Origin of the sequence: Rubrivivax gelatinosus, assembly GCF_016583785.1 — a bacterium.
Lineage (GTDB): Bacteria > Pseudomonadota > Gammaproteobacteria > Burkholderiales > Burkholderiaceae_C > Rubrivivax > Rubrivivax gelatinosus_B.
Genome location: NZ_NRRU01000094.1, coordinates 1 through 19,856, shown reverse-complemented (window position 1 = coordinate 19,856; position 19,856 = coordinate 1). Strand labels below are relative to the sequence as shown.

Genomic DNA, 19,856 nt, shown 5'->3' with positions numbered 1-19,856 from the left:
GCGCCGCGGTAGGCGGCATGACCGGGCCGGTGGGCGCGGCGCTGGGCGCCGTCGTCGGCGCCGTCGCCGGCGGGCTGATGGGGCGAGGCGCCGGCAAGGCGATGGACCCGCAGGCCGAGGACGCCTACTGGCGCAGCAGCTTCAGCGGCCGGCCTTACGTCGCGCCGGGCTCGACCTACGACGACTACGGCCCGGCCTACCGCTACGGCGTCGACGCCTACTCCCGCAACCCGGATCGCCGCTTCGACGAACTCGACGCGGATCTGGAGCGTGACTGGGACAGCCGGCGCGGCGACTCGCAGCTAGACTGGGGCCGCGCCCGGCACGCCAGCCGCGACGCCTGGTCGCGGCTGAGCGACAGCGTCGAGCGCGCAGTCCCGGGCGACTCGGACCGCGACGGCCGCTGAAGCGGCTGGGCGGCCTGGGCGGTGGCATCCCGCCGCTCAGGCCGCGAACGGGTGCCATTGCAATGGAGGAGCGTGCTCTGCTCCGCCAACGCCCGGCGCCCGGCGCCCGGCGCGCGCGCCGGCCGCGTGCGGCTGGCCGCAGCCGGCCGGTTCAGAACATGAACTTGCCGCTCTTGCTCAGGAAGGTCAGCTCGGTCAGCCGGGTGCCCTGCCGGCTCTCGGGCGAGTAGTTCAGCGTGTAGTCGCCCAGATCGAAGCGGCCGGTGCTGTTGAGCGCCTGCACCAGTTGGCCGCGATCGGCGTTGGCGCCACAGCGGCGGATGCCTTCGTGAATCAGCCTGGCGCTGACGTAGCCCTGCAGCGCGGCGTGCGACACCGGCGCGGCAGCGTCGCCGCTCTGCGTCACGGCATCGCGGAACTCCGCCACCAGGCGCAGGCGGCGCGAGTACGGGGTCGGCACCACCTGCGTGACGACCACCCCTTCGGCGTAGGCGCCCAGCTCGGTGCTGAACGACGAGGTGCTGGTGACCGACAGCGACACGAAGGTCGGGTTGAAGCCGTTGGCGCGTGCATGTTTGATGAAAGCGGCCGAAGCCTTCAGGTTGGCGATCAGCATCACCACCTGCGGGTTGCCCTTGCGGATCTGCTCGACCTGGGCGGCGACGTCGCTGCCGCGGTTGTCGAAGCTGGCCTGCGACACCAGTTCGGCCTTGCCGTTGGCCGCCATCGCCCGGCGCAGGCCGACCAGCACGTCCTGGCCGAAGCTGTCGGTGGCCACCAGCGCGCCCACGCGCGTCATGCCGAGGTTGGAAAAGTAGTCGACCGCCCGCGCCACCTCGTCGTGGTAGCTCGCCCGCGTGTTGAACAGCAGGTTGCCGTTGGCCTCGTAGATGAACGAGGGCCCGGTCTGCGCGCCGACGAAGGCGATGCCGGCTTTGCGCACCAGCGGCAGCGTCGCTTCGATCGCCGGCGTCGTGCGGTACAGGCCCAGCGCGATCACACCCTGGTCCAGCAACTGCTGCGTGTTGGCCACGGCGCGTTTGGGGTCCTGGGCGTCGTCGATGGAGACCAGCTCGACCGGGCGGCCATGCACGCCGCCGCGCGCGTTCAGGCGGTTGAAGTACATGCGCGCGCCGGCCGTGGTCTCGATGCTGGACACCGAGATCGGGCCGGTCTGCGGCGCCGACTGGCCGATGAGCCAGCTGTTGGCAGCCACGCTCCGGGACCAGACCCAGGGGCCGAAGCAGGCGGCGGTGACGCCGGCAAAAACGGCGCTGCGACGAGTGAATGTCATGAAGGAACGTGGGTGAGGGGCCGGATTCAGTCGCGCGACCTCGTCGGGGACGCGGTGCGTGCCACCGATTGTGCGGTGTAGCCCCTCTGGAGTTAAGGGTTAACCCCTGGCCGCAGCGTGATCCGGGTCACGGTTGGCGTGGTACCCGGCGGTTACCGGGCCGCCCCGTTGCCGCCGCCACCGCTGCGGGGCTGGCCCATCGCAGCTTCGAGGGCAAAGCCGACCTCTTCGGCGAGATGAAGGCTTCTACGCCGCTGGAACTGGCCGCCTTCTCCGCCACATCACGGTCGCGCCCAATCCCAGCAGTGCCAGTACCAGCGTCGGTGGCTCCGGCACTGCGGCAACATCGCCGGGGCGCACCGCCAAGGCATAGAAGGTCACGTATTGGTAGTAGTTGGACTGAATGCCGCCGTTGGTGGCGAAATACCACATGATGCCATCCATCGCTTTCGTACCGGACCAGTAGGCGTAGGACTGTACGTTACTGAAAAGGGCCAGGTTGGCTATTTGCTCGGCCGTGTCACCTGTCTGGTTCAACACGGATTCGTTGACTTTGTTTCCGAGATCCGTGACGAACAGGCCACTGAGTTCACCGCCACTGCAATGGTCGCCCGCCCAGAGGAACGTACGGCTGCAGGTCTTGTCTTCTGCTGACGGGATCAGCGTGGGCAGGCGCCAGTCATCGAAGCCGCCATAGACGAGATGATCGGCCCAGGAGTCAGCGGCATCCCAAGTCATGGCGCCATCCGTATTGACGCCATCACCGATGTGACCGCTGGTTCGAGCGTAGTTCATGTCAGCCAACCACGTGATGTCGTGCGTGGTGTCGTAGATCATGCCGCCGCCGCGGTCGAACAAAGCGGCCTGCGCCGCGCCCGACACCGTCACGATGGCGGCCGCAGCGCCCCAGCTCTTGGTGAATCGCATAAGTGGTCCTTCATTCCATTGACCTGCTTCGCGCCCAACGCAACGTCTTCCCATCGGCGGGGCTCCGTTTGCGCAGTTTCAGGCGCAACGCCATGGCGCCGGCACCCAGGGCAAAGAGCACCGACGTGGCAGGTTCCGGCACCACGGGCACGTCGCCGCTCAGGAGCGCCCACGTGGGCATCTTCGAATAGGTGTCGGCGCCGCCCTGTCCGACGCCGTAATAGATCGATATCCAGTACGACGGATAGTCAGGCTCTTCCCAGGGGCGATAAGGATCGTCGCTCATGATCCACACTTCTGGCGCATGCTCAAGATTCTTGAATGGGCCGGTGTTCGCCTGGCGAAAATCGATCGGGTCCATGGGGCCGTTGTCCATCAGGCCCAACGTGAGCCTGAACAACGACTGCATTTCGCGCCCCTCGCCGTCCGGAAAGCGCCACCCGGTAACACTGCCGACTGTTAATTGCCGCAGCCAAGATCTGGCCTGCCCGTACGTGAGATCTCCCGATGCCGTCACGTCCGTCAGCCAGGTGACGTCGAGCAGGGTGTCGTAATAGGCGTCGGGGCCGTTGCGAAAGTCGCCGTCCAACTCCCGCGGCTGCAGCGTCGTCTCCCAGGAGCCAACGCCGCTCAACGGCAGCGCGTCGGCCCCCAGCGCAGTGCAGGCGAGCAGCAAAGGCAGCGCGTGTGCCGGGCGCGCCCAAATTCGACGGCGTTTGTGCATGTCTTTCTCCTGTTCAAGGTGAAACCGCCGCAATCGCCACCTGCACCCCACCGCCCGTGAAGCGCGGTAGACCGCAGACAGGTTGGTCAGCCGAGAGGCTCCGCCCCGCGAGGAAATTGCGGCAAACGGCACTCCTACAGCCGTTGTTCACCGCGCATCACAGCTCTCGCCGGTCTTGGATGGACACGATGCGCCGGGACGCGACCCCAGCCGGAGCTCGCCGCCCCTGCCACTGGCGCCACGGGCGCCATGTCGAAGTTGGAGAAGAAGTCGATCGCTCGCGCGACATCGCGGGCGAACTTCGCCCGTTCAAGCCGAGCCGACTCAACGCGGCATGGCGGAGCTGCCATCCGGCGTTCCCGGCGCCTGGCGGGTACTCTTGAGCTTGCGTGAAACCCACTGCTCGGTGTCGTCGACGAAGGTGAACACGACCGGGATCACCAGCAGGCTGAGGAAGGTCGAGGTGATCAGCCCGCCGATCACAACGATCGCCATCGGCGCCCGGAAACTCGGGTCCACGCCCAGGCCCAGCGCGATCGGCATCATGCCGGCGCCCATCGCCACGGTCGTCATCACGATCGGCCGCGCGCGCTTGCGGCAGGCGTCGACGATGGCCTCCCAGCGCGCCAGACCGTGCTCGCGCCGCGCCAGGATCACGTAGTCGATCAGCAGGATCGAGTTCTTCGTCGCGATGCCCATCAGCATGATCAGGCCGATCATCGACGGCATGGACAGCGCGGTGTGCGTGACGAACAGCGCCAGGAAGGCGCCCGGCACTGACAGCACCAGCGCCGCGAGGATGGTCACCGGCTGCACGAAGTCCTTGAACAGCAGCACCAGCACGACGTAGATGCACAGCACGCCGGTGGCCATCGCAAGGCCGAAGCTCGCGAACAGCTCGTCCATCACCTCGGCGTCGCCGACCGAGGTCTGGATCACGCCGGGCGGCAGGTTGCGCAGGCTGGGCAGCGCCTGCGCCGCGTCCTGCACCTCGCCCAGCGGCCGCTGGTTGAGCTCGATCTCGAAGTTCACGTTGCGCAGCCGGTCGTAGCGCGCGATCTCGGACGGGCCGCTGGCGATCTCCAGCGTCGCCACGTTCGACAGCGCCACCGGCCCGCGCTGGCCCGGCACCGGCAGGCGCGACAGCAGTTCGATGTCGCTTCGCGCGTCCTCCGGCAGTTTCACCACCACCGGCACCTGGCGCTGGCTCAGGTTGAGCTTGGCCAGGTCCTGGTCGTAGTCGCCCGCGGTGGCGATGCGCAGCGTGTCGGCGATGTCCGCCGAGGTGACGCCCAGGTCGGCGGCACGTGCGAAGTCCGGCCGCACGACCAGCTCGGGGCGCACCAGGCTGGCGGTCGAGGTGACGGCGCCGATGCCGGGCAGCGTGCGCAGTTCGCGCTCGACGACGCGCGCGTGCTCGGCGAGCGCGGCGCCGTCCTCGCCGGCGAGCACCAGCACGTACTTCTCGTTCGACGAACCCAGGCCCACCTGCACCCGGGCGCCGGGCACGGCTTCCAGCGCGCTGCGCAGCTGGGCTTCGATGTCCTGCTTGCTGAGGCCGTGGCGCTCGCTGCGGTGCGTCATGTTGAGGGTCAGCACCGCGGTCCGCACGTTGCTGCCCCCGCCGAAGGCGAAGGGGTCCGAGCCCGCGCTGCCGCCGCCGATGGCGGTGTAGACCATCTTCACCTGCGGGTTGCGCTGCACCAGCTGCCGCGCCTGCTCGGCGAGCGCGTAGGTCTGCTTGAAGGTGCTGCCGGGCGGCAGCGTCAGCGTCACCTGCGTCTGCGACAGGTCGTCGGGCGGGATGAAGCCGGTGTCGAGCAGCGGCACCAGCGAGAACGACCCGACGAAGAAGACGGCCGCTCCGGCCAGCGTCCACAGGCGGTGCTTCAGGCACCAGCGCACCGCGTTCAGATACAGCGCCAGCCAGCGCGGCTCGCGCTGCTCGCGCGCGGGCGCCTTCAGCAGGTAGGCGGCCATCATCGGCGTCAGCATGCGCGCGACCACCAGCGAGAAGAACACCGCGATCGCCGCCGTCCAGCCGAACTGGACGAAGAACTTGCCCGGCACCCCGCCCATGAAGGCCGTCGGCAGGAACACCGCGATCAGCGTGAAGGTGGTCGCGATCACCGCCAGCCCGATCTCGTCGGCGGCTTCCATCGCCGCCTGGTACGGCGTCTTGCCCATGCGCAGGTGGCGCGTGATGTTCTCGATCTCGACGATCGCGTCGTCGACCAGGATGCCCACCACCAGCGACAGGCTCAGCAGCGTGATGCTGTTGACGCTGAAGCCCAGCAGCTGCATCACCGCGAAGGTGGGGATGGCCGACAGCGGCAGCGCCACCGCCGACACGAAGGTGGAGCGAGCGTCGCGCAGGAACAGGAACACCACCAGCACCGCGAGCGCGGCACCTTCGTACAGCAGCTTCATCGAGCCTTCGTAGTTCTCGACCACGGGGTCGACGAAGTTGAAGGCTTCCGTGACCTGGATGTCGGGCTGCGAGCGCTTGAGCTTGTCGAGCATGGCGCGAACGCCGTCCGTCACGTCGATCTCGCCGGCGCCGCGCGAACGCACGATCTCGAAGCCCACCACCGGCTTGCCGTCGAGCAGCGCGGCCGAGCGCTGCTCGGCCACCGTGTCCGTGACCTTGGCCACCTGGTCGAGACGGATCTGGCGGCCGTCGCCCAGCGTCACGGACATCGCCGCCAGCTCCGCCGCCGACTGCACCGTGGCCAGCGTGCGCACCGACTGCTCGGCGCCCCCCAGGTCGGCGCGGCCGCCCGAGGCTTCCTGCTGGATGCGGCGCAGCTGGCGCGAGATGTCGGCCGCGGTGGCGTTCAGCGCCAGCAGCCTGGCCGGGTCGAGCTCGACACGCACTTCGCGCGCGACACCGCCCACGCGCGTCACCGCGCCCACGCCCGGTACCGCGAGCAGTGCCTTGGTGACCTGGTTGTCGACGAACCAGGACAGCGCCTCGTCGTCCATGTGCGCCGAGGACACGGTGTAGGTCAGGATCGGCGAGCCCGCCAGGTCGACCTTCTGGATCACCGGGTCGCGCAGGTCGGCCGGCAGGTCCGAGCGCACGCGCGCGACGGCGTCGCGCACGTCGTCGACCGCCTCCTGCGTCGGCTTCTCGAGGCGGAACTCGACGGTCAGGACGGCCGAGCCGTCCTGCAGGTTGGTGTAGACGTGTTTGACACCCTGCACCGTGGCGATCGAGTTCTCGATCTTGCGGGCGACCTCGGTTTCCAGCTGCGCCGGCGAAGCGCCGGGCAGGCTCGCGGTCACGGTGACCATCGGCAGGTCGATGTCGGGGAAGTTCTGGACCTTCATCGCCCGAAAGCCCAGCAGCCCCGCCAGCGTGAGCATGACGAAGAGCAGGATCGCCGGCGTCGGGTTGCGGATCGACCAGGAGGAGACGTTGAACACGGCGCGTCCCCCGCTCAGTTGGCGGCCGCGGAACGGGACGCGTCGACAACCTTCACGGTGTCGCCGTCGCCCAGGAAGCCAGCGCCCGCCGCCACCACCTTGGCGGCGGCGTCCAGGCCGCTGGTGATCTCGATGCGGTCCCCGGCGCGTCGGCCGACACCCACCTTGGTCAGCGCGACCCGGGAGCCCGGCCCGAGCTTCAGCACGTAGTGGAAGCCGTCGCGCAGCACGACCGCGCTCTGCGGCAGGGTGAGCGCCTGGCTGGCGCCGATGTCGAACTCGCCGCGCGCGAACATGCCGGCCTTGGTGTCGGGCGACGCGCCGAGGTCGACGTAGACGATGCCGTTGCGCGTCTGCGCGTCGACGGTCGGCGCGACGACGCGCACGGTGCCGGCCACCGCCGCGCCGCCGCTGACGGGGGCCACGGTGGCGCGCATGCCGGGCTTCACGCGCGCCAGGTCGCTCGAGGGCAGCTCGGCGCGCCACTCCAGGCGGCCCTGGCGGATCAGGCGGAACAACTCCTGCCCGGCCGGCAGCACGGCGCCCACGGTGGCCTGGCGGGCGGAGATGACGCCCGCGTCGGGCGCGAGCACCTGGGTCTGCGCCAGCCGCAGCCGCTGCACCCGGGCGGCGGCGCGCTGCGCCTGCAGCCGGGCTTCGGCCGTGCGCTCGGCGGTGAGGTACTGGGTGACCTGCTGCGCGCTCAAGGCGCCGCTGGGCTGCAGCTCGCGGGCGCGCTGCGCATTGGCGGCGGCCTCGGCCAGCGTGGCTTCGGCCTCGGCGACGCCGGCGTCGATCTGCGCCAGGTCGGCCTGCACCGTGTCGGGCGCGAACACCGCCAGCACCTGGCCACGCTTGACCACGTCGCCGACGTTGGCGCGCACCTCGGCCAGGCGCAGGCCGTTGGCTTCGGTGCCCACGCTGGCTTCCTGCCACGCGGCGACGTTGCCGTTGGCGCTGATGCGGATCGGCAGCCGCACGGTCTGCGCCTGTGTCAGGGTCACGGTCAGCGCCGCCTTGGGCGCGGGCGCGGCCTTCTGGTCGTCGGCCGCGCGGGCGCCGAAGGCGAGGAAGGCAGCGCCTGCCAGCGCGGCGGCGAGGCAGGACAGAACGAGCAGCTTGGGACGCAAGGGCATGGCGGCAGGCATCGGGACTCCGTTATCGGTTCTGGGCTTGCGGGTCGGCGGCGGCAGCGTCGGCGGAGGTCCAGCCGCCGCCGAGCGCGCGGTACAGCGAGATCCAGGCGGCGACCCGCTCGCGCTGCAGGTCGATCAGCTCGCTCTGGGCCTGCACGGCGCTGCGGCGCGCGTCCTCCAGCTCGAACAGGCTGGCCGCGCCGCTCTGGTGGCGCCTCTCGGTGGCGCGGAACGCGTACTCGTAACCTTCGGCGGCGGTGCGGGCGTCCGCGGCGCGTACGGCCGTGCTGTCCAGCTGCACCAGGGCTTCTTCCACCTCGCGCACCGCGCTGCGAAGTTGGCCGCGGTAGGCGACGGCGGCGGCGTCATAGGCGGCGCGTGCGGCCTCGACGTTCGCGCGCCGCGTGCCGGCATCGAACAGCGGCAGCGTCACGGCGAGCGGGCCGACCGACCAGGTCGTACCGTCGACCTGGCTCGCGCCGTAGTCCAGCCGGGAGGCGTCGACGCTGCCAGCCAGCGTGATGCGCGGCAGCGCCGCGGCGCGGCTTTGCAGCAGGTCGCCGCTGGCGGCCACCAGCTCGCGGCCGGACGCGTACAGGTCGGGCCGCTGGTTCAGCAACTCGCCTGGCACGGCGTGCACGGCGATCTGCGCGGGTCGGGGCAGCCGGGCCGTTGCCGCGGCCAGACGGCCGCGCAAGCCGGGCTCGTCGGCGCCGGTCAGGGCGACGAGCGCCTTGACCTCGGCGTCGCACTGCGCCTGCCGGGCGGTCAGCAGCGCGTTGCCCTGGGCGGCGCTGGCGCGGGCGAGCGCGGCGTCGGCGAGCGACTGGAAGCCCGCCCGGGCGCTGAGCTCGGTCAGGCGCGCGGACTCGGCGCGCGAGGCGGCGTCGGCCCGGGTCTGCACCACCTGCGCTTCACAGGCGCGCAGCGCGACGTAGTGGCCCGCGACTTCGGCGGCCACGGACACGCGCGCGGCGTGCCACGACGCCTGGGCGCCGTCGAGACGGGCCTGCGCCGCAGCGCGCGCGGCCTGGACGCCGCCGAAGAGGTCCAGCTCCCAGCTGGCCTGCAGCCCGGCCGATCGGCTGCTGCCGATGGGCGTGCCGAGGTCGGAACGGCCGCGGCCCATGCTGGCCGTGGCATCGAGCGTCGGCAGCAGCGCGGCGCCGGCGGCGACGCGGGCAGCGCGCGACTGTTCCAGCCTCGAAGCGGCGGCGGCGAGGCTGGGGCTCTCCTGCTGCGCCGCGTCGATCAGCTGCGTGAGCAGCGGGTCGTCGAACTGCTGCCACCAGCGTGTCAGGTCGGCCAGCCGGCCGCCGTGCGGCAGCGGAGCCTGCCAGTGCGGCGGCGCGACGGCCGGCGGCGAAGGCGGCGGCTCGACCGCGGCACAGGCGCTCAGCAGGAGGACCGCCAGGGCCGGCGGGGCCAGGCGGTGAAACGGTGGTCGCATGCTCATGGTCGGGACTCGACGGCCTGGGTTACGCGCGCCCGCCGGCTGAACAGCAGCGGCAGCGCCAGCAGGTAGAACAGCGCCGCGGCGATCCAGACGCTGCCCGGCGAAGACTGTTGCGTCGCCGCGAACGCCGCCGTGACGACCAGCGGCCCGCCGACGCCGATCAGGCTGTTGAGGCTGGCCAGCGTGCCCTGCAGTTCGCCCTGGTGCTGCTCGTCCACCTGGCGCGCCAGCATGGCCTGCAAGGCCGGCAGGACAAGACCGCCGATGGCGAACAGCGGCAGCAGTGCGAACGGCATCCAGCCCGCCGTGGCCAGGCCGATCAGCGTGAAGGCCAGCCCATCGGCCGCCATGCCGGCCAGCAGCGCACGCCGCTCACCGAGCCACGCCACCAGCGGCCCGGTGACGAAGGCCTGCGAGATCGCGTGCAGGCCGCCGTAGCAGGCCAGCGACAGGCCCGCCACCCAGGCCGTCCAGCCGTAACGCTCCTGGCCGTACAGGATCCACAACGAGCCCGGCACCTGCGACACCAGCGCGACGACGGCGAACACGCCGATGAGCGGCAGCAGCGGCGGCCGGCCCTGCAGCCGGTGCAGCGCCGAGAAGGCGTTGAGCTTGCGCAGGTCCAGCGCCGCCGTGCGGTGCTGGTTGGACTCGGGCAGTGCGCGCCAGGCCAGCAGCAGGTTCAGCGCATTCATCGCCGCGGCGGCGATGAACGGCGCACGCAGCGACCACTCGCCGAGCGCACCGCCGATCAGCGGGCCCGCGACGAAGCCCAGGCCCATCGCCGCACCCATCTGGCCGTAGCGCCTGGCACGGTCGGGCTCGGCGGTGACGTCGGTGATGTAGGCCGTGCCCACCGCCATGCTGGCGCCGGTGACGCCGGACAGCACGCGGCCGACGTACAGCCACGCCAGGTTGGGTGCCAGCGCCATCAGCACGTAGTCGCCGGCGGCACCGGCCAGCGAGGCCAGCAGCACCGGGCGACGGCCGAAGCGGTCGCTCAAGGCGCCGAGCACCGGCGAGAACAAGAACTGCATCGCCGCGTACACGGCGAGCAAGGCACCGTAGTGGTACGCGGTGGCATCGGCACCGGCCAGTTCACGCAGCAGCCCCGGCAGGATCGGAAACACCAGGCTCATGCCGACGGCGTCCAGCGCCAGCGTGAGCAGGATGACAATCAAAGCTCGGTTCACATTCTCTCTCTATCGTTGATAGACAGATTGTGACCCATCTTCCCGATCATTGATAGAGTTCCGCCGTGACCGACCGCCCCCGACTCCACCGCGACGATGTGCTGCGCGCCGCCCTCGGCCTGTTGAACGAGGTCGGCATCGACGCGCTCACCACCCGCAGGCTGGCCGAGCGCCTGGGCGTGCAGTCGCCGACGCTGTACTGGCATTTCGAGAGCCGGGCCGCGCTGCTGGACGCCATGTCGGCCGCCGTCATGCTGGAAAGCCGTGCCCGGCTCTCGCCCGACCCGCAGGAGCCATGGCAAGACTGGCTGATGGCCGACGGCCTGACTTTCCGCCGTGCGCTGCTGGCCTATCGCGATGGTGCTCGCCTGCACGCCGGCACGCGGCCGGGCAAGACCCAGCACGAGCCGATCGAGGCCCGGCTGCGCATGCTTCAAGCCGCCGGCTTCACGGCGGGCGATGCGACGACGCTGCTGATTTCGATGGGGCGCTTCGTCGTCGGCTGGGTGCTGGAAGAACAGTCGTTCCAGCAGCCCGAAGCGCTGGCAGCGGCCGAGATGCCCGACGCGACGCGGTATCCGCTGCTGGCCGCCGGCTTTGCCGAGACGGTGGGCGGCGATCCCGACGCCTTGTTCGAGCGTGCCCTGCGCCTGCTCGTCGACGGCGCGCAGGCGCGGCTGCGCTGACGCGGTACCGGACGACGGCTACGGGGGACAAGCAGGCAGCCGCCTGTGCGCCGCGCGTCCGTGAAGCGGGAGCCGAAAGCGTCGGCCCTTGTCCCGTTTTTCGTCGTCAGGACGCGCTCTTGACGACCCCGCCATCCACGCGCAGCGCGGCTCCGGTGGTGGCCGAAGCGAGCGGGCTGGCGACGTAGGCGACGAGCGAGGCCACTTCCTGCGGCGACGCGCTCTGTGCGACCCACGGCGGACGTCGTCTTCGCGAATCCTCTTGCTTGACAGCGCTCGCTCGGCAATCGAAGAAGCAGAACTGGTGGCGCCCGGTGCGCGACATGCACGCCCTGCGTTGAGTTCGGTCCCCAGTCCCGCTTGCGGGCGTGAGTTGCCGCACGGAGTGCGCTTTGTGCCGAGCTAGATCAGGATGCATTGGCCAGGGTGTCTGGTCTCCACAGCCCTTCCATTCAACATCGAGATGCTGCACGCGCCAGCGCCCTGGCGCCAACTGACGACTCCGGCGACCACCCTTCCCTCATAGATAACTGCGGCGTAGTCGTCAATTGCGACCGCTTGGTCAATCGAGCCGGCTTCCAGCGCGGCAAAAATCTCGCGCCTGCGTGGAGGGTCGGAGTTGTAATGCACCACGCAAGCGCCTGGGAGCAGGCCGATACATGGCAAGGGGCGAAGGCTGGAGGTGCCGTAGGAATCGGCAAAACCGAACTCGAACCAACAAATGGCCCCGGCGCTCATGCCCGCAAGCAGAACGCCATTGCTCGAGACGCGCCGGAAGATGTCGATCAAACCCCACTCGCGCCATACGCCGAGCGCGGACTTGGTATTGCCACCGCCGACAAATACGATGTCCTGCGCGGTCAGGTGGGCCTCGAGATCGGCAAGGGGAATGGCACCTGCTGCGGGCTTGCGAAAGAACGCCAGATGCGACGGCGTGCAAGCCTGCATCCCGAAGGCCGCATAGAACTTATCAATGTGTTCCGGATGGTCGCCGCCGGGGGTGGAAACAAAGCAGATTTTTGGCTTTTGCTTGCCGGTCAGGCGGAGCATATATGAATCAATTGGCGACGGTGCGTCTTCCATGAGGAAGCCTCCACCACCAAGCAACAGATATCTTTGCATGCGCGCCCCATATACACCAAACGTATAGTCAGCCAATTCACCTGCTGGGTCTCCAAAAGACGGAACACTTCACGACTCGAGGACGACCGGGCGTGACCGTTCAGTCTCCACCCTCAAGGACCGGCGTTGACGCCCCTGGCAGACATACCTTCGGCGTGACCCGATGTCCGATCGTGATCACTCAACCTTGGCGCTCCGCTTGAGCGAGGGCCTGGTTTTCATGGAGTGCGCCGCCTGAGAAGTGGAGTTCATACACCGGAGAGCCGGCTATGCAGATGATCTCTGTGCCGTGAAACCTGCCAAGTTCGCCGGAAACAGCGCAGGAGTACTCAAGCTGACCGGAGATCAGACTTTCAGGCCCCCGCAGTGGGAGTTGCTCTGGAGCTTGCAGCAGTGCGGTACGCAGGAATCTGTAAATCTCCGCAGTAGCTGAGTCGGATGCGGAGACAGTGACCCCACCAGAGTAGCCCATAGACCAGACTGCCGTCCCCAATCGGTAAACCAGCTCTTGACCGACAAAAAGCTTCATTCCGGCATAGATATCGCGGTAGACGTACTCGCCGCTGATAAATTCGAGCTGCTTGGTGCCCGGCAGGAGGGGGTGACGGAGGCAGCGTCGCCCAAGGCCGCGTACGTGGCCCTCTTCGCGGCTCTGATGAATGTGGCAATGGCTGTGTGCATGGGCAGTGTTCTGAGGCTAACGAATGAAAGGGACATCCCCAATTTCGCCCCACCAGCCCGAGGTTACCCCTCAGGCAGAGATGGCCACCCGGTACGACGATGGGGTTGCGCAATTTCATCCCCCACCCGGCTGACGCAAGGAGACGTCCCTGACGTCTTTTCTCCGCATCGATCCAGCCGGGAACGTTTACTACCTGCACGCTGTCGACGAGCACGGCAAGTCTGCGCCGGGTCGCCCGGCGCCGCGCCGCGACCAGTTGCTGGAGGCAGTGGCCGAACTGCCGCCGGGCACGATTGACAGTTTTGCGCGGGATTTAATTTTTTCCCCACATGTGCGCGCAGCCCATTTTGACCGATGCTGCGCAAATGCCACGGCGCTCGCCCAACATCGGCAACCCGAGTCAGCATATAAACGGGATCAGGCCCGACAGGACACCCAGAATCCCACCGATCACGATGCCAACCGCCGCGCCGGAGAGCGAGGCCAGCACGATCAACGCCCAGCGACTGCCATCAAAATTTGATGTGGCGATGACGGCCGCAGGTGCCGATACTCGCAGGGGTTCAGTTTTTTCCATGCTCACGGCTTCTCCTGATCGCGCGTCAATACAGCCGCCTGGATTCGTTCCTGAAGATCATCGGCATTCTGGCCGGCCCCTCGCACGGCGGCCAGGATGGCTGCGCTCGGCAAACCACTCGGTCGCGAAGCCTCTGCCAGCGCCCAAGTGCGCGCCGCCCGCTTTCCACTGCGGCAATAAAGCAGCACGGCGCCGTGCGAAGTCTCCAGCACGTCTTTGAGGCGGGCCACCGACTCTTCAGGGATTTCGCCGTGAGGAACGGGAAGGTAGACAAAGCGGACTCGACCCCGCAGCGCCGCAGCCTGCATCTCTGCCGAAGAAGGCTGCCCAACGGCCTCGCCGTCCGGCCGCAGATCGACGACAGCGACATAACGATCGCCGATGACGGCCATATCGGCCGGCTGAAGCTGGCCGGTCACGTCGATGGAGGCGGCCAGGCGATGAGGTGCAACCCGCGCCAACACTTCGGCCTCCACATGCCGTGACCAGGCCGCCTGCGCCAGGACGGCCGCTGCTGCCAATGCCAGGCTGACGGCGAAAGCGCTCTTGGGTGACAGCCGTGATGTGAATCTGCGCATGAGGTTCATGACGGCTCCGATGGGGTGATGGGAACTGACACGACACGTCCCGGCTTGTTGCGCACGGCCCCTTCATCAAGGGCTACCAGGCCGTCGAACACTGTCTGAAGCTGGGGACTTCTGAGCATGGCCGCCGGTGTCACCGTCCGGCGCTCCCAGGGGATGCGGCCCAGGTACCAGGAGCGCCAGAACGCCAGATCGGCGCCAGGGTTGCGGCCGAGTAATTGAGAGAAGGTCTCGACATCTCCGACCTCCGTCCCGGTTGCTTCGGCCAGGATTTCACGCACGAAGCGCGAGCAGAACTCCCGCCGGGAATGAAGGTCGAAACCCGTGTCGTACAGCCGCCCATAGCGACGCTGCGCCGCCTCGATGACGCGCCGTTGCTGCTCGCTTGTCAGCGCGGTCTTCAGGCGCAACACCGACACTCGTCCGGCCTCCGACCGCTCAACGAAGCGGGACCAGGTCGTGACACCCGCGAGCGGGAATCGGCTCTCGGCGATCGCGGGTTCGCGGCCACCGGTGTCGACCACGATCCCGACATGGTTCGTCCACGAGTTGGTCGCTCGTGCCACCTCCCGGAAGGGGCGCGCCCGCACCCGGATGAACACGATATCGCCCACGCCCAGCCCCGGCGCCAGTGATGTAGCCGACGCAGATTGCAACGCCTGGGCCGGCACAAGATCCTGAGGCAACCCTTCATTCGCACAGGCAATCGTGGAGATGTGCCCTGCGGTCAGCAAAAGCACGCCGTGCCTGACCAGGCAAGCCTGAACTCTCATTGGCCATGTCCTCCATAGAAGAGCGCCAGCTTGCCTGATGGTGTCGGAATTCGCCTCGTTGTGTTCAGGAGTTGCCTAGAATCGATCTCCTGGTATCACATTCCAATACCATGAGCTCAGAACAATCCCAGCTGATCGTCACGATCAAGCGCCTTCTCAAGGCTCAGGGTCACACCTACCGTGAACTCGCCGCGGCCCTGAAGCTCTCGGAGCCCAGCGTCAAGCGCTTGTTCTCCAGCCAGCGTTTGACCGTCGACAGGCTCGCGCAGATTGGCGACTTCCTCGGGTACACCATGGCCGAGATCCTGCAGGAGTCGGCTGACTCCATGCCCCGGCTTCAGACACTGACGCTGGCGCAGGAGGCGGCATTGGTTTCGAACACCAAGCTGCTTCTGGTGGCGGTCTGCGCGTTCAATCACTGGTCTGTCGATGACATCGTCCGCGCCTACCGCCTGTCCAGGGCGGAATGCCTCAAGCAGTTGCTGAGCATGGACAGGCTTCAGATCATCGACCTCCTTCCGGGAGACCGCATCCGGCTGCGCGTGGCCCGCGACTTCGCCTGGCTGCCCGACGGCCCCATCCACCGGTTCTTCATGAGGCAGGGAGTGCACGACTTCCTGCGGGGAGAACCGGGCGCGGCGGACCAGGGGCTGGAGTTCGTTTACGGGATGCTGACCCGCGACGCCCAGGCCGAGTTGCTGGTCGAGCTTCGGCGGCTGCGCACCAAGCTCGCCGCCTTGCACGATGAATCGGCATCAGCCCCGATTGGCCAGCGCCGCGGAACCAGCGTGCTGGTGGCCATGCGGGATTGGGAGCCCGAGGGCTTCAGAGCACTTCGGCGCAGCGACAACGCGACCGGCTGATCGGCATCGGCTTATAGCGCCCTGCTTCGAGAAGGCCGGCGTTTGATCGACGGACGCAATGGACGCGGCCATTTGCTGACTGTCAGCCTATCCGGCCATCCAAGGCTTTCGTCCACCCAGAGTCGACTTCGCTATGACGGTGCGGTCCCGCATTCACCCCCACAGAAGGATCCGGACAGTCCGACCTGGGCGAATCGATCACCGGGGGCGCAGGCGGCGATGGGCACGACGCCGAGAACGGTGATGGGCCGTCGCTCCCGCGGCCGCTCCACCGCACCGACCTCGCCCGTGACGCTGGCAAGATCGCAGCCCCCCCGACGAGAGAGGTTCCGAATGAACGTGTCCGCAATGCCTGGAGGAGCCACTTCTGCTGGCCGTTCGGCGAGGGGATGTCCCGCGCGCGCAGAACGTCGCCGAAGCAACTGAGCGGCAGCGGCATGTGTGGACGCCTCACCCTCCCGCTGATCCTGGCATGCCTGCAGACCGCCTGCGCCGCCGACGCGGGTTCCGGCAGCCCCGCGTCGCTCGCCCGTCGCCCGGCGGTGGCCCATGTGTACGCGGGCACGGTCGAGCGAAACCAGTCCATCGCGTCCCGGATCACCGGCATCACCTATCCCTATCACGTCTACCTGCCCGAGGGCTATGCGAGCTCGGGCAGGCGCTATCCGGTGATCTATGCCACCGACGGTCAATGGAACTTCGGATCCTTCTCACGCATCCTGGACCAGCGCCGCAAGGCCGTGATCCTCGTCAGCATCGAGCAGGGTGGGCCGGACCGGCGGGAGGTGGATTACACCGAGGACGGTGCGCGGGCCTATGGCCGCTTCCTGCGGGAGGAACTGGCGCCGCTGGTCGAGGCCCGCTACCGCAGCGCGGGCCCACGCAGCTTTACCGGCACGTCCTACGGCGCACTGCTGGGCGCCATCCTGTTGAGCCGGGAGGACGTGACCAAGCCATTCTTCAGCAACTACCTGCTGTTCGATGGCGCCTTTTGGGGCTTGAGTTCCGCCAGCGTCGCGGACGAAGAACTGCGCCTCACCGCGAGCCCGCATCTGCCCGTGAAGCTCTTGCTGACGACTGCCAGCGCACCCGGCAACGTCAACGACGTATTGGCCTATGAGGCCCGCTACAAGAGCCGCGCCTATGTGGGCCTGATGATCCGGCGCCAGGACTTCAACGTCGCCCACAACAACGTGGCTCGCCCGTCGTTCGAATGGGCAGTCGACTTGATCGACTAGGGTCCGCCAGACCGTCTGCAAGTTGCCGGGCCAGGCGGCAGAGTTGACTGGGTGGCCCGGAGGGCCTCGAAGGATTGGCTAAAGCGTTGTCGGCGCTTGGTTTTTTCCGAGCGGCCCGAAGTTTGTTCCCCAGGGCGTTCCCCCGTCGGGAAAGTTACATATCGGAGGACTCGAAATGGGGTCCGAACGGGGCACGGAGCGAACGCTGGTCTCAGTCTCAGTCGCGTGCGGCAGCGTCAGCGACACGGGCTTGCAAGGCGACTCAGATGGTACGCCGGAGCATGGTGCTCCAGCGGTGGCGCAGAGGAGCCAGAGAGGCGCGTTCAGTACATGGGATCGGCTTCGCGGCCAGTAAGTCGTCCACCGCTCCGCAACTGCGCCGGCTCCCCGTGCGCGCGGTTCGGATCCAACGAGCCATCCCGATGTTTAATAGCGGTGCGCACGTCTTTTGGTATGACTGGCTACCCGGATTGGCGCACAGCAACCAGTTCAAGATCGTCCTGCGCGGCGAGTTCCCGGATGCCGCGCAGCAGTTGGTGAGCACTTCGATGCGTGCCGCCATCGCGGTCGGCGCACTGGGCTGCGTCGCGATTTCCATGCGACGCGCCATCGCAGACTGAAGGGGCGATGGAAGACATTGATCGAATCCCCGCGGGCCCGGCCCGGCCGACCTGGCTTCAAACGTTCGCGCTGGCGATCGCGGTGGTGCTGTTGCTGCGGCTGGGGATCGCCAGATTCCTCCCTCCGGCCAACGTGCCGGCCGCCAATGATCTCGCCTTCTGGGTTTTCCCCGGCTTGGTCGCGCTGCGCTGGATGGCGTGGCTGCCTGAGGGCCGGCAGCGTGCGGCGCGAACCAGGCGCTCGCCGTGGGTGCGCATCGCCATCCTGCTGATCCCCGGGGAGTTCATAGGACTGTGCCGATGGCTGGTCGTGACCGCGGGGGGCTGTCTGAGTTGGATCCTGCGGCGTCCGCCGCCGCCGCGACCGCAGGGCCGCCCGATCGAGGATCGCCGCAAGGGCGTCTACGAAGGCATCCTGGCTCTCAACCTGATCTCGTTCGTTCCCGAGTTGCCCATCACCCTGATGATCCTTTCATCAGTCCAGGGTCACCTGCTCGTCCACGCACTCGTGCATACGGCCGAGGCCCTCGCCATCGTCTTGCTGCTCGGTGATCGCTGGCTCGTGCGGTCCGGCGGGCACGTGCTGACCGGCACGCATCTGGACTTGCGCGTCGGCGCCCGTGCCGCCGCGCGGCTACCCCTCCAGGACATCGCACATGCCGAACTGCTCGACAAGAAGACCAGCTATCGGGCCTGGTGCCGCAGCCACGGCACCGTGCTGCGTGAAACGGGCGTCATCAGCGTGTTTGACGACCCGAACCTTGTCCTGTCGATAACGCCGGGTGCCGCACTGTGCTGGACGCGCTTCCAGTTCGAACGATCGCTGCCGCGCCACCTGTTCATCTACGTCGACGACCCGGCCGCGCTCATCGTGGCTCTCGAGGAAGCGAAGCGCTCGCCGCTTGATTGACCCGGAGGGACTCGAAGAGTTGGCTAAAGCGTTGTCGGCGCTTGGTTTTTTCTTCGGGCGGCCCGAAGTTTGTTCCCCAGGTCGTACCCCCGTCGGGAAAGTTACAACTCGGAGGACTCGAACTGGGGTCCAAACGGGGTGACGAGCAGAGGCTGGGCTCAGTCCCCGAGGCTTGCGGCAGCGCCAACGAGGAGACGAGCTTGGAAGTCGATCCGGATGGTACGCCGGAGCGGTGCTCCAGCGGGATCGCCGGGCTGCCCGCGGAGGCGAAAGGAGCGCGTGCAGTGTCGTTTACGGTGTCGCGACCAAGCCGACACAGCCTCGCAGATGCACCGGCTTCCAGTGCGCGTAGTTCAGACCCCAGCAGCGCGAACGGCGGCATTCGACCCGAAGCCGACCATCGATTTGCAAGATTGGACGCCGCAAAGCAGACGCGACCTCCGGTGACCCTCTCGCATATTCCGGCCACTCGCGAACACCCGTTCCGGTTCCTGATGAACACCGAGTCCGGCAAGGTAACCAAGGCGAACCGTGCTGGCATCGTGAACACCGCGATGCCCACGCGCCCACCCTGCCGGCACGATGAACAAGATGCCAGCATCGTCGTGCCCACCGCGCCGGCCACGCGATCACTTCAACAGCATCCGCTCCCGCGCCCGGCAGCCGGCCATCCTGGATCTGCGGGAGAAGCCTCCATTCGCTGCCGGCCTGTTCTGGGCCATCGACTGCGTGTGCAAGCACTGGGTGTTCGTATCGACGCAGTCCCGGCTGGAACTCGTCATCTTCTCGCACGATTTAGCCACCATTCAGGCGGACGAGCCGCAGGCGAACCGGCACCACCGATGCCGTTTTGGTTGCACACCGTTACTGCGCTTTTCCGTCATCGGGAGGACCTGCTCGGCCAGGGGTGCATGGGACACTCGATTGGCTTAACTGACGCCGCCGCCGTCTGCCATGACCGATCTTCTCGCTGCCGTCTTCGACTCCGGCAGCCGCCTGTACCGCCTGCAGGGCGATGGCCCACTGGCCGAACTGCACGTCGAGTCGTGGGCGCTGCGCGAGGATCTCTCGGAGCCGTTCACCTTGCAGCTCAGCGCGCTGTCCACGCGGTTCGATCTGGACCTGGACGGCATGCTGGCGCAGCGACTGGATCTGCTCAGCGTGCTGGCCGATGGCCGCGAGCAGCTGCGCAGCGGCATCGTCACCGCGGCCGACGCTTGCGATGGTGATGGCGG

The 19,856-nt window shown here is 67.9% G+C and carries 20 protein-coding genes and 1 pseudogene; 8 read left to right on the top strand and 13 right to left on the bottom strand.

The genetic code is table 11. The features are described 5' to 3' along the window. Nucleotides 1-407: hypothetical protein (locus tag CKO43_RS20325; RefSeq protein WP_200379764.1), on the top strand; the 407-nt coding region annotated here is incomplete at its 5' end. A 151-nt stretch (nt 408-558) separates the two neighbouring features. Here CKO43_RS20325 and CKO43_RS20320 read toward each other — a convergent pair. From CKO43_RS20320 to tet, 7 genes are all read right to left on the bottom strand, one after another. Further along, entirely contained in the window at nt 559-1,701 is a 1,143-nt protein-coding gene (locus CKO43_RS20320; protein ID WP_200379763.1) for an ABC transporter substrate-binding protein, read from the bottom strand. A gap of 246 nt (nt 1,702-1,947) precedes the next feature. Then, the gene (locus CKO43_RS20315; protein WP_200379762.1) at nt 1,948-2,628 is read right to left on the bottom strand and encodes a PEP-CTERM sorting domain-containing protein; all 681 of its coding nucleotides are present in this window, start codon (nt 2,626-2,628) and stop codon (nt 1,948-1,950) included. A 10-nt stretch (nt 2,629-2,638) separates the two neighbouring features. Further along, complete coding sequence (locus tag CKO43_RS20310; RefSeq protein WP_200379761.1) at nt 2,639-3,352, bottom strand: PEP-CTERM sorting domain-containing protein; 714 nt, start codon at nt 3,350-3,352, stop codon at nt 2,639-2,641. A 324-nt stretch (nt 3,353-3,676) separates the two neighbouring features. After that, nucleotides 3,677-6,721: an efflux RND transporter permease subunit gene (locus tag CKO43_RS20305; RefSeq protein ID WP_242481258.1), complete on the bottom strand. Its 3,045-nt coding sequence runs from the start codon at nt 6,719-6,721 to the stop codon at nt 3,677-3,679. A 74-nt stretch (nt 6,722-6,795) separates the two neighbouring features. Next, a complete protein-coding gene (locus CKO43_RS20300) occupies nt 6,796-7,917 on the bottom strand; it encodes an efflux RND transporter periplasmic adaptor subunit (RefSeq protein ID WP_242481256.1) in 1,122 nt (373 codons plus the stop codon). 22 nt (nt 7,918-7,939) lie between these two features. Continuing rightward, nucleotides 7,940-9,373 (bottom strand): efflux transporter outer membrane subunit, encoded by a 1,434-nt coding sequence (locus tag CKO43_RS20295; RefSeq protein WP_200379758.1) that lies wholly within the window; start codon nt 9,371-9,373, stop codon nt 7,940-7,942. After that, complete coding sequence (tet, locus tag CKO43_RS20290; protein ID WP_200379757.1) at nt 9,370-10,566, bottom strand: Tet(A)/Tet(B)/Tet(C) family tetracycline efflux MFS transporter; 1,197 nt, start codon at nt 10,564-10,566, stop codon at nt 9,370-9,372. The genes CKO43_RS20295 and tet overlap by 4 nt, the downstream gene beginning before the upstream one ends. A gap of 65 nt (nt 10,567-10,631) precedes the next feature. Between tet and tetR the strand changes: the two genes are divergently transcribed. Then, a complete protein-coding gene (tetR, locus tag CKO43_RS20285; protein WP_200379756.1) occupies nt 10,632-11,252 on the top strand; it encodes a tetracycline resistance transcriptional repressor TetR in 621 nt (206 codons plus the stop codon). Between the two features lie 106 nt (nt 11,253-11,358). On the opposite strand, the pseudogene CKO43_RS20280 reads toward tetR, so the two are convergent. The 6 genes and pseudogenes from CKO43_RS20280 to CKO43_RS20260 form a co-directional block, all read right to left on the bottom strand. After that, nucleotides 11,359-11,472, bottom strand: a pseudogene (locus CKO43_RS20280) (SDR family oxidoreductase); the annotation flags it as partial. A 182-nt stretch (nt 11,473-11,654) separates the two neighbouring features. Then, nucleotides 11,655-12,374, bottom strand: a complete 720-nt coding sequence (locus CKO43_RS20275; RefSeq protein ID WP_259373755.1) for a Type 1 glutamine amidotransferase-like domain-containing protein — start codon at nt 12,372-12,374, stop codon at nt 11,655-11,657. A gap of 181 nt (nt 12,375-12,555) precedes the next feature. Further along, nucleotides 12,556-12,915: a DUF5680 domain-containing protein gene (locus CKO43_RS26450; RefSeq protein ID WP_431191969.1), complete on the bottom strand. Its 360-nt coding sequence runs from the start codon at nt 12,913-12,915 to the stop codon at nt 12,556-12,558. A 541-nt stretch (nt 12,916-13,456) separates the two neighbouring features. Next, a complete protein-coding gene (locus CKO43_RS20270) occupies nt 13,457-13,639 on the bottom strand; it encodes a hypothetical protein (protein ID WP_200379755.1) in 183 nt (60 codons plus the stop codon). Beyond that, nucleotides 13,636-14,220 carry a beta-lactamase hydrolase domain-containing protein gene (locus CKO43_RS20265; protein WP_200379754.1) on the bottom strand — a complete coding sequence of 195 codons (585 nt, stop codon included), beginning with the start codon at nt 14,218-14,220 and terminating at the stop codon, nt 13,636-13,638. Before CKO43_RS20265 ends, CKO43_RS20270 begins: the two co-directional genes overlap by 4 nt. After that, the gene (locus tag CKO43_RS20260) at nt 14,217-14,990 is read right to left on the bottom strand and encodes a YebB family permuted papain-like enzyme (RefSeq protein WP_200231362.1); all 774 of its coding nucleotides are present in this window, start codon (nt 14,988-14,990) and stop codon (nt 14,217-14,219) included. Before CKO43_RS20260 ends, CKO43_RS20265 begins: the two co-directional genes overlap by 4 nt. Nucleotides 14,991-15,100: 110 nt before the next feature. On the opposite strand from CKO43_RS20260, the gene CKO43_RS20255 reads away from it, so the two are divergent. The 6 genes from CKO43_RS20255 to CKO43_RS20230 form a co-directional block, all read left to right on the top strand. Next, nucleotides 15,101-15,853 (top strand): helix-turn-helix domain-containing protein, encoded by a 753-nt coding sequence (locus tag CKO43_RS20255; RefSeq protein ID WP_200379753.1) that lies wholly within the window; start codon nt 15,101-15,103, stop codon nt 15,851-15,853. Between the two features lie 389 nt (nt 15,854-16,242). Next, a complete protein-coding gene (locus CKO43_RS20250) occupies nt 16,243-17,091 on the top strand; it encodes an alpha/beta hydrolase (protein ID WP_200379752.1) in 849 nt (282 codons plus the stop codon). A 422-nt stretch (nt 17,092-17,513) separates the two neighbouring features. Beyond that, entirely contained in the window at nt 17,514-17,711 is a 198-nt protein-coding gene (locus tag CKO43_RS20245) for a hypothetical protein (RefSeq protein ID WP_200379751.1), read from the top strand. A gap of 7 nt (nt 17,712-17,718) precedes the next feature. Beyond that, entirely contained in the window at nt 17,719-18,621 is a 903-nt protein-coding gene (locus tag CKO43_RS20240) for a hypothetical protein (protein ID WP_200379750.1), read from the top strand. 582 nt (nt 18,622-19,203) lie between these two features. Continuing rightward, entirely contained in the window at nt 19,204-19,554 is a 351-nt protein-coding gene (locus CKO43_RS20235; protein ID WP_200379749.1) for a hypothetical protein, read from the top strand. 21 nt (nt 19,555-19,575) lie between these two features. Continuing rightward, on the top strand, nt 19,576-19,856 hold a 281-nt coding region (locus CKO43_RS20230), incomplete at its 3' end, for a hypothetical protein (protein ID WP_431191968.1).

Excerpts from the sequence above, each read along its gene's own strand:
- CKO43_RS20320 (WP_200379763.1), bottom strand. The coding sequence starts at position 1,701 with ATGACATTCACTCGTCGCAGCGCCGTTTTTGCCGGCGTCACCGCCGCC.
- CKO43_RS20315 (WP_200379762.1), bottom strand. The coding sequence starts at position 2,628 with ATGCGATTCACCAAGAGCTGGGGCGCTGCGGCCGCCATCGTGACGGTG.
- CKO43_RS20310 (WP_200379761.1), bottom strand. The coding sequence starts at position 3,352 with ATGCACAAACGCCGTCGAATTTGGGCGCGCCCGGCACACGCGCTGCCT.
- CKO43_RS20305 (WP_242481258.1), bottom strand. The coding sequence starts at position 6,721 with ATGCTCACGCTGGCGGGGCTGCTGGGCTTTCGGGCGATGAAGGTCCAG.
- CKO43_RS20300 (WP_242481256.1), bottom strand. The coding sequence starts at position 7,917 with ATGCCCTTGCGTCCCAAGCTGCTCGTTCTGTCCTGCCTCGCCGCCGCG.
- CKO43_RS20295 (WP_200379758.1), bottom strand. The coding sequence starts at position 9,373 with ATGAGCATGCGACCACCGTTTCACCGCCTGGCCCCGCCGGCCCTGGCG.
- CKO43_RS20275 (WP_259373755.1), bottom strand. The coding sequence starts at position 12,374 with ATGCAAAGATATCTGTTGCTTGGTGGTGGAGGCTTCCTCATGGAAGAC.
- CKO43_RS20265 (WP_200379754.1), bottom strand. The coding sequence starts at position 14,220 with ATGAACCTCATGCGCAGATTCACATCACGGCTGTCACCCAAGAGCGCT.
- CKO43_RS20260 (WP_200231362.1), bottom strand. The coding sequence starts at position 14,990 with ATGAGAGTTCAGGCTTGCCTGGTCAGGCACGGCGTGCTTTTGCTGACC.
- CKO43_RS20255 (WP_200379753.1), top strand. The coding sequence starts at position 15,101 with ATGAGCTCAGAACAATCCCAGCTGATCGTCACGATCAAGCGCCTTCTC.
- CKO43_RS20250 (WP_200379752.1), top strand. The coding sequence starts at position 16,243 with ATGTCCCGCGCGCGCAGAACGTCGCCGAAGCAACTGAGCGGCAGCGGC.
- CKO43_RS20245 (WP_200379751.1), top strand. The coding sequence starts at position 17,514 with ATGTTTAATAGCGGTGCGCACGTCTTTTGGTATGACTGGCTACCCGGA.
- CKO43_RS20240 (WP_200379750.1), top strand. The coding sequence starts at position 17,719 with ATGGAAGACATTGATCGAATCCCCGCGGGCCCGGCCCGGCCGACCTGG.
- CKO43_RS20235 (WP_200379749.1), top strand. The coding sequence starts at position 19,204 with ATGAACAAGATGCCAGCATCGTCGTGCCCACCGCGCCGGCCACGCGAT.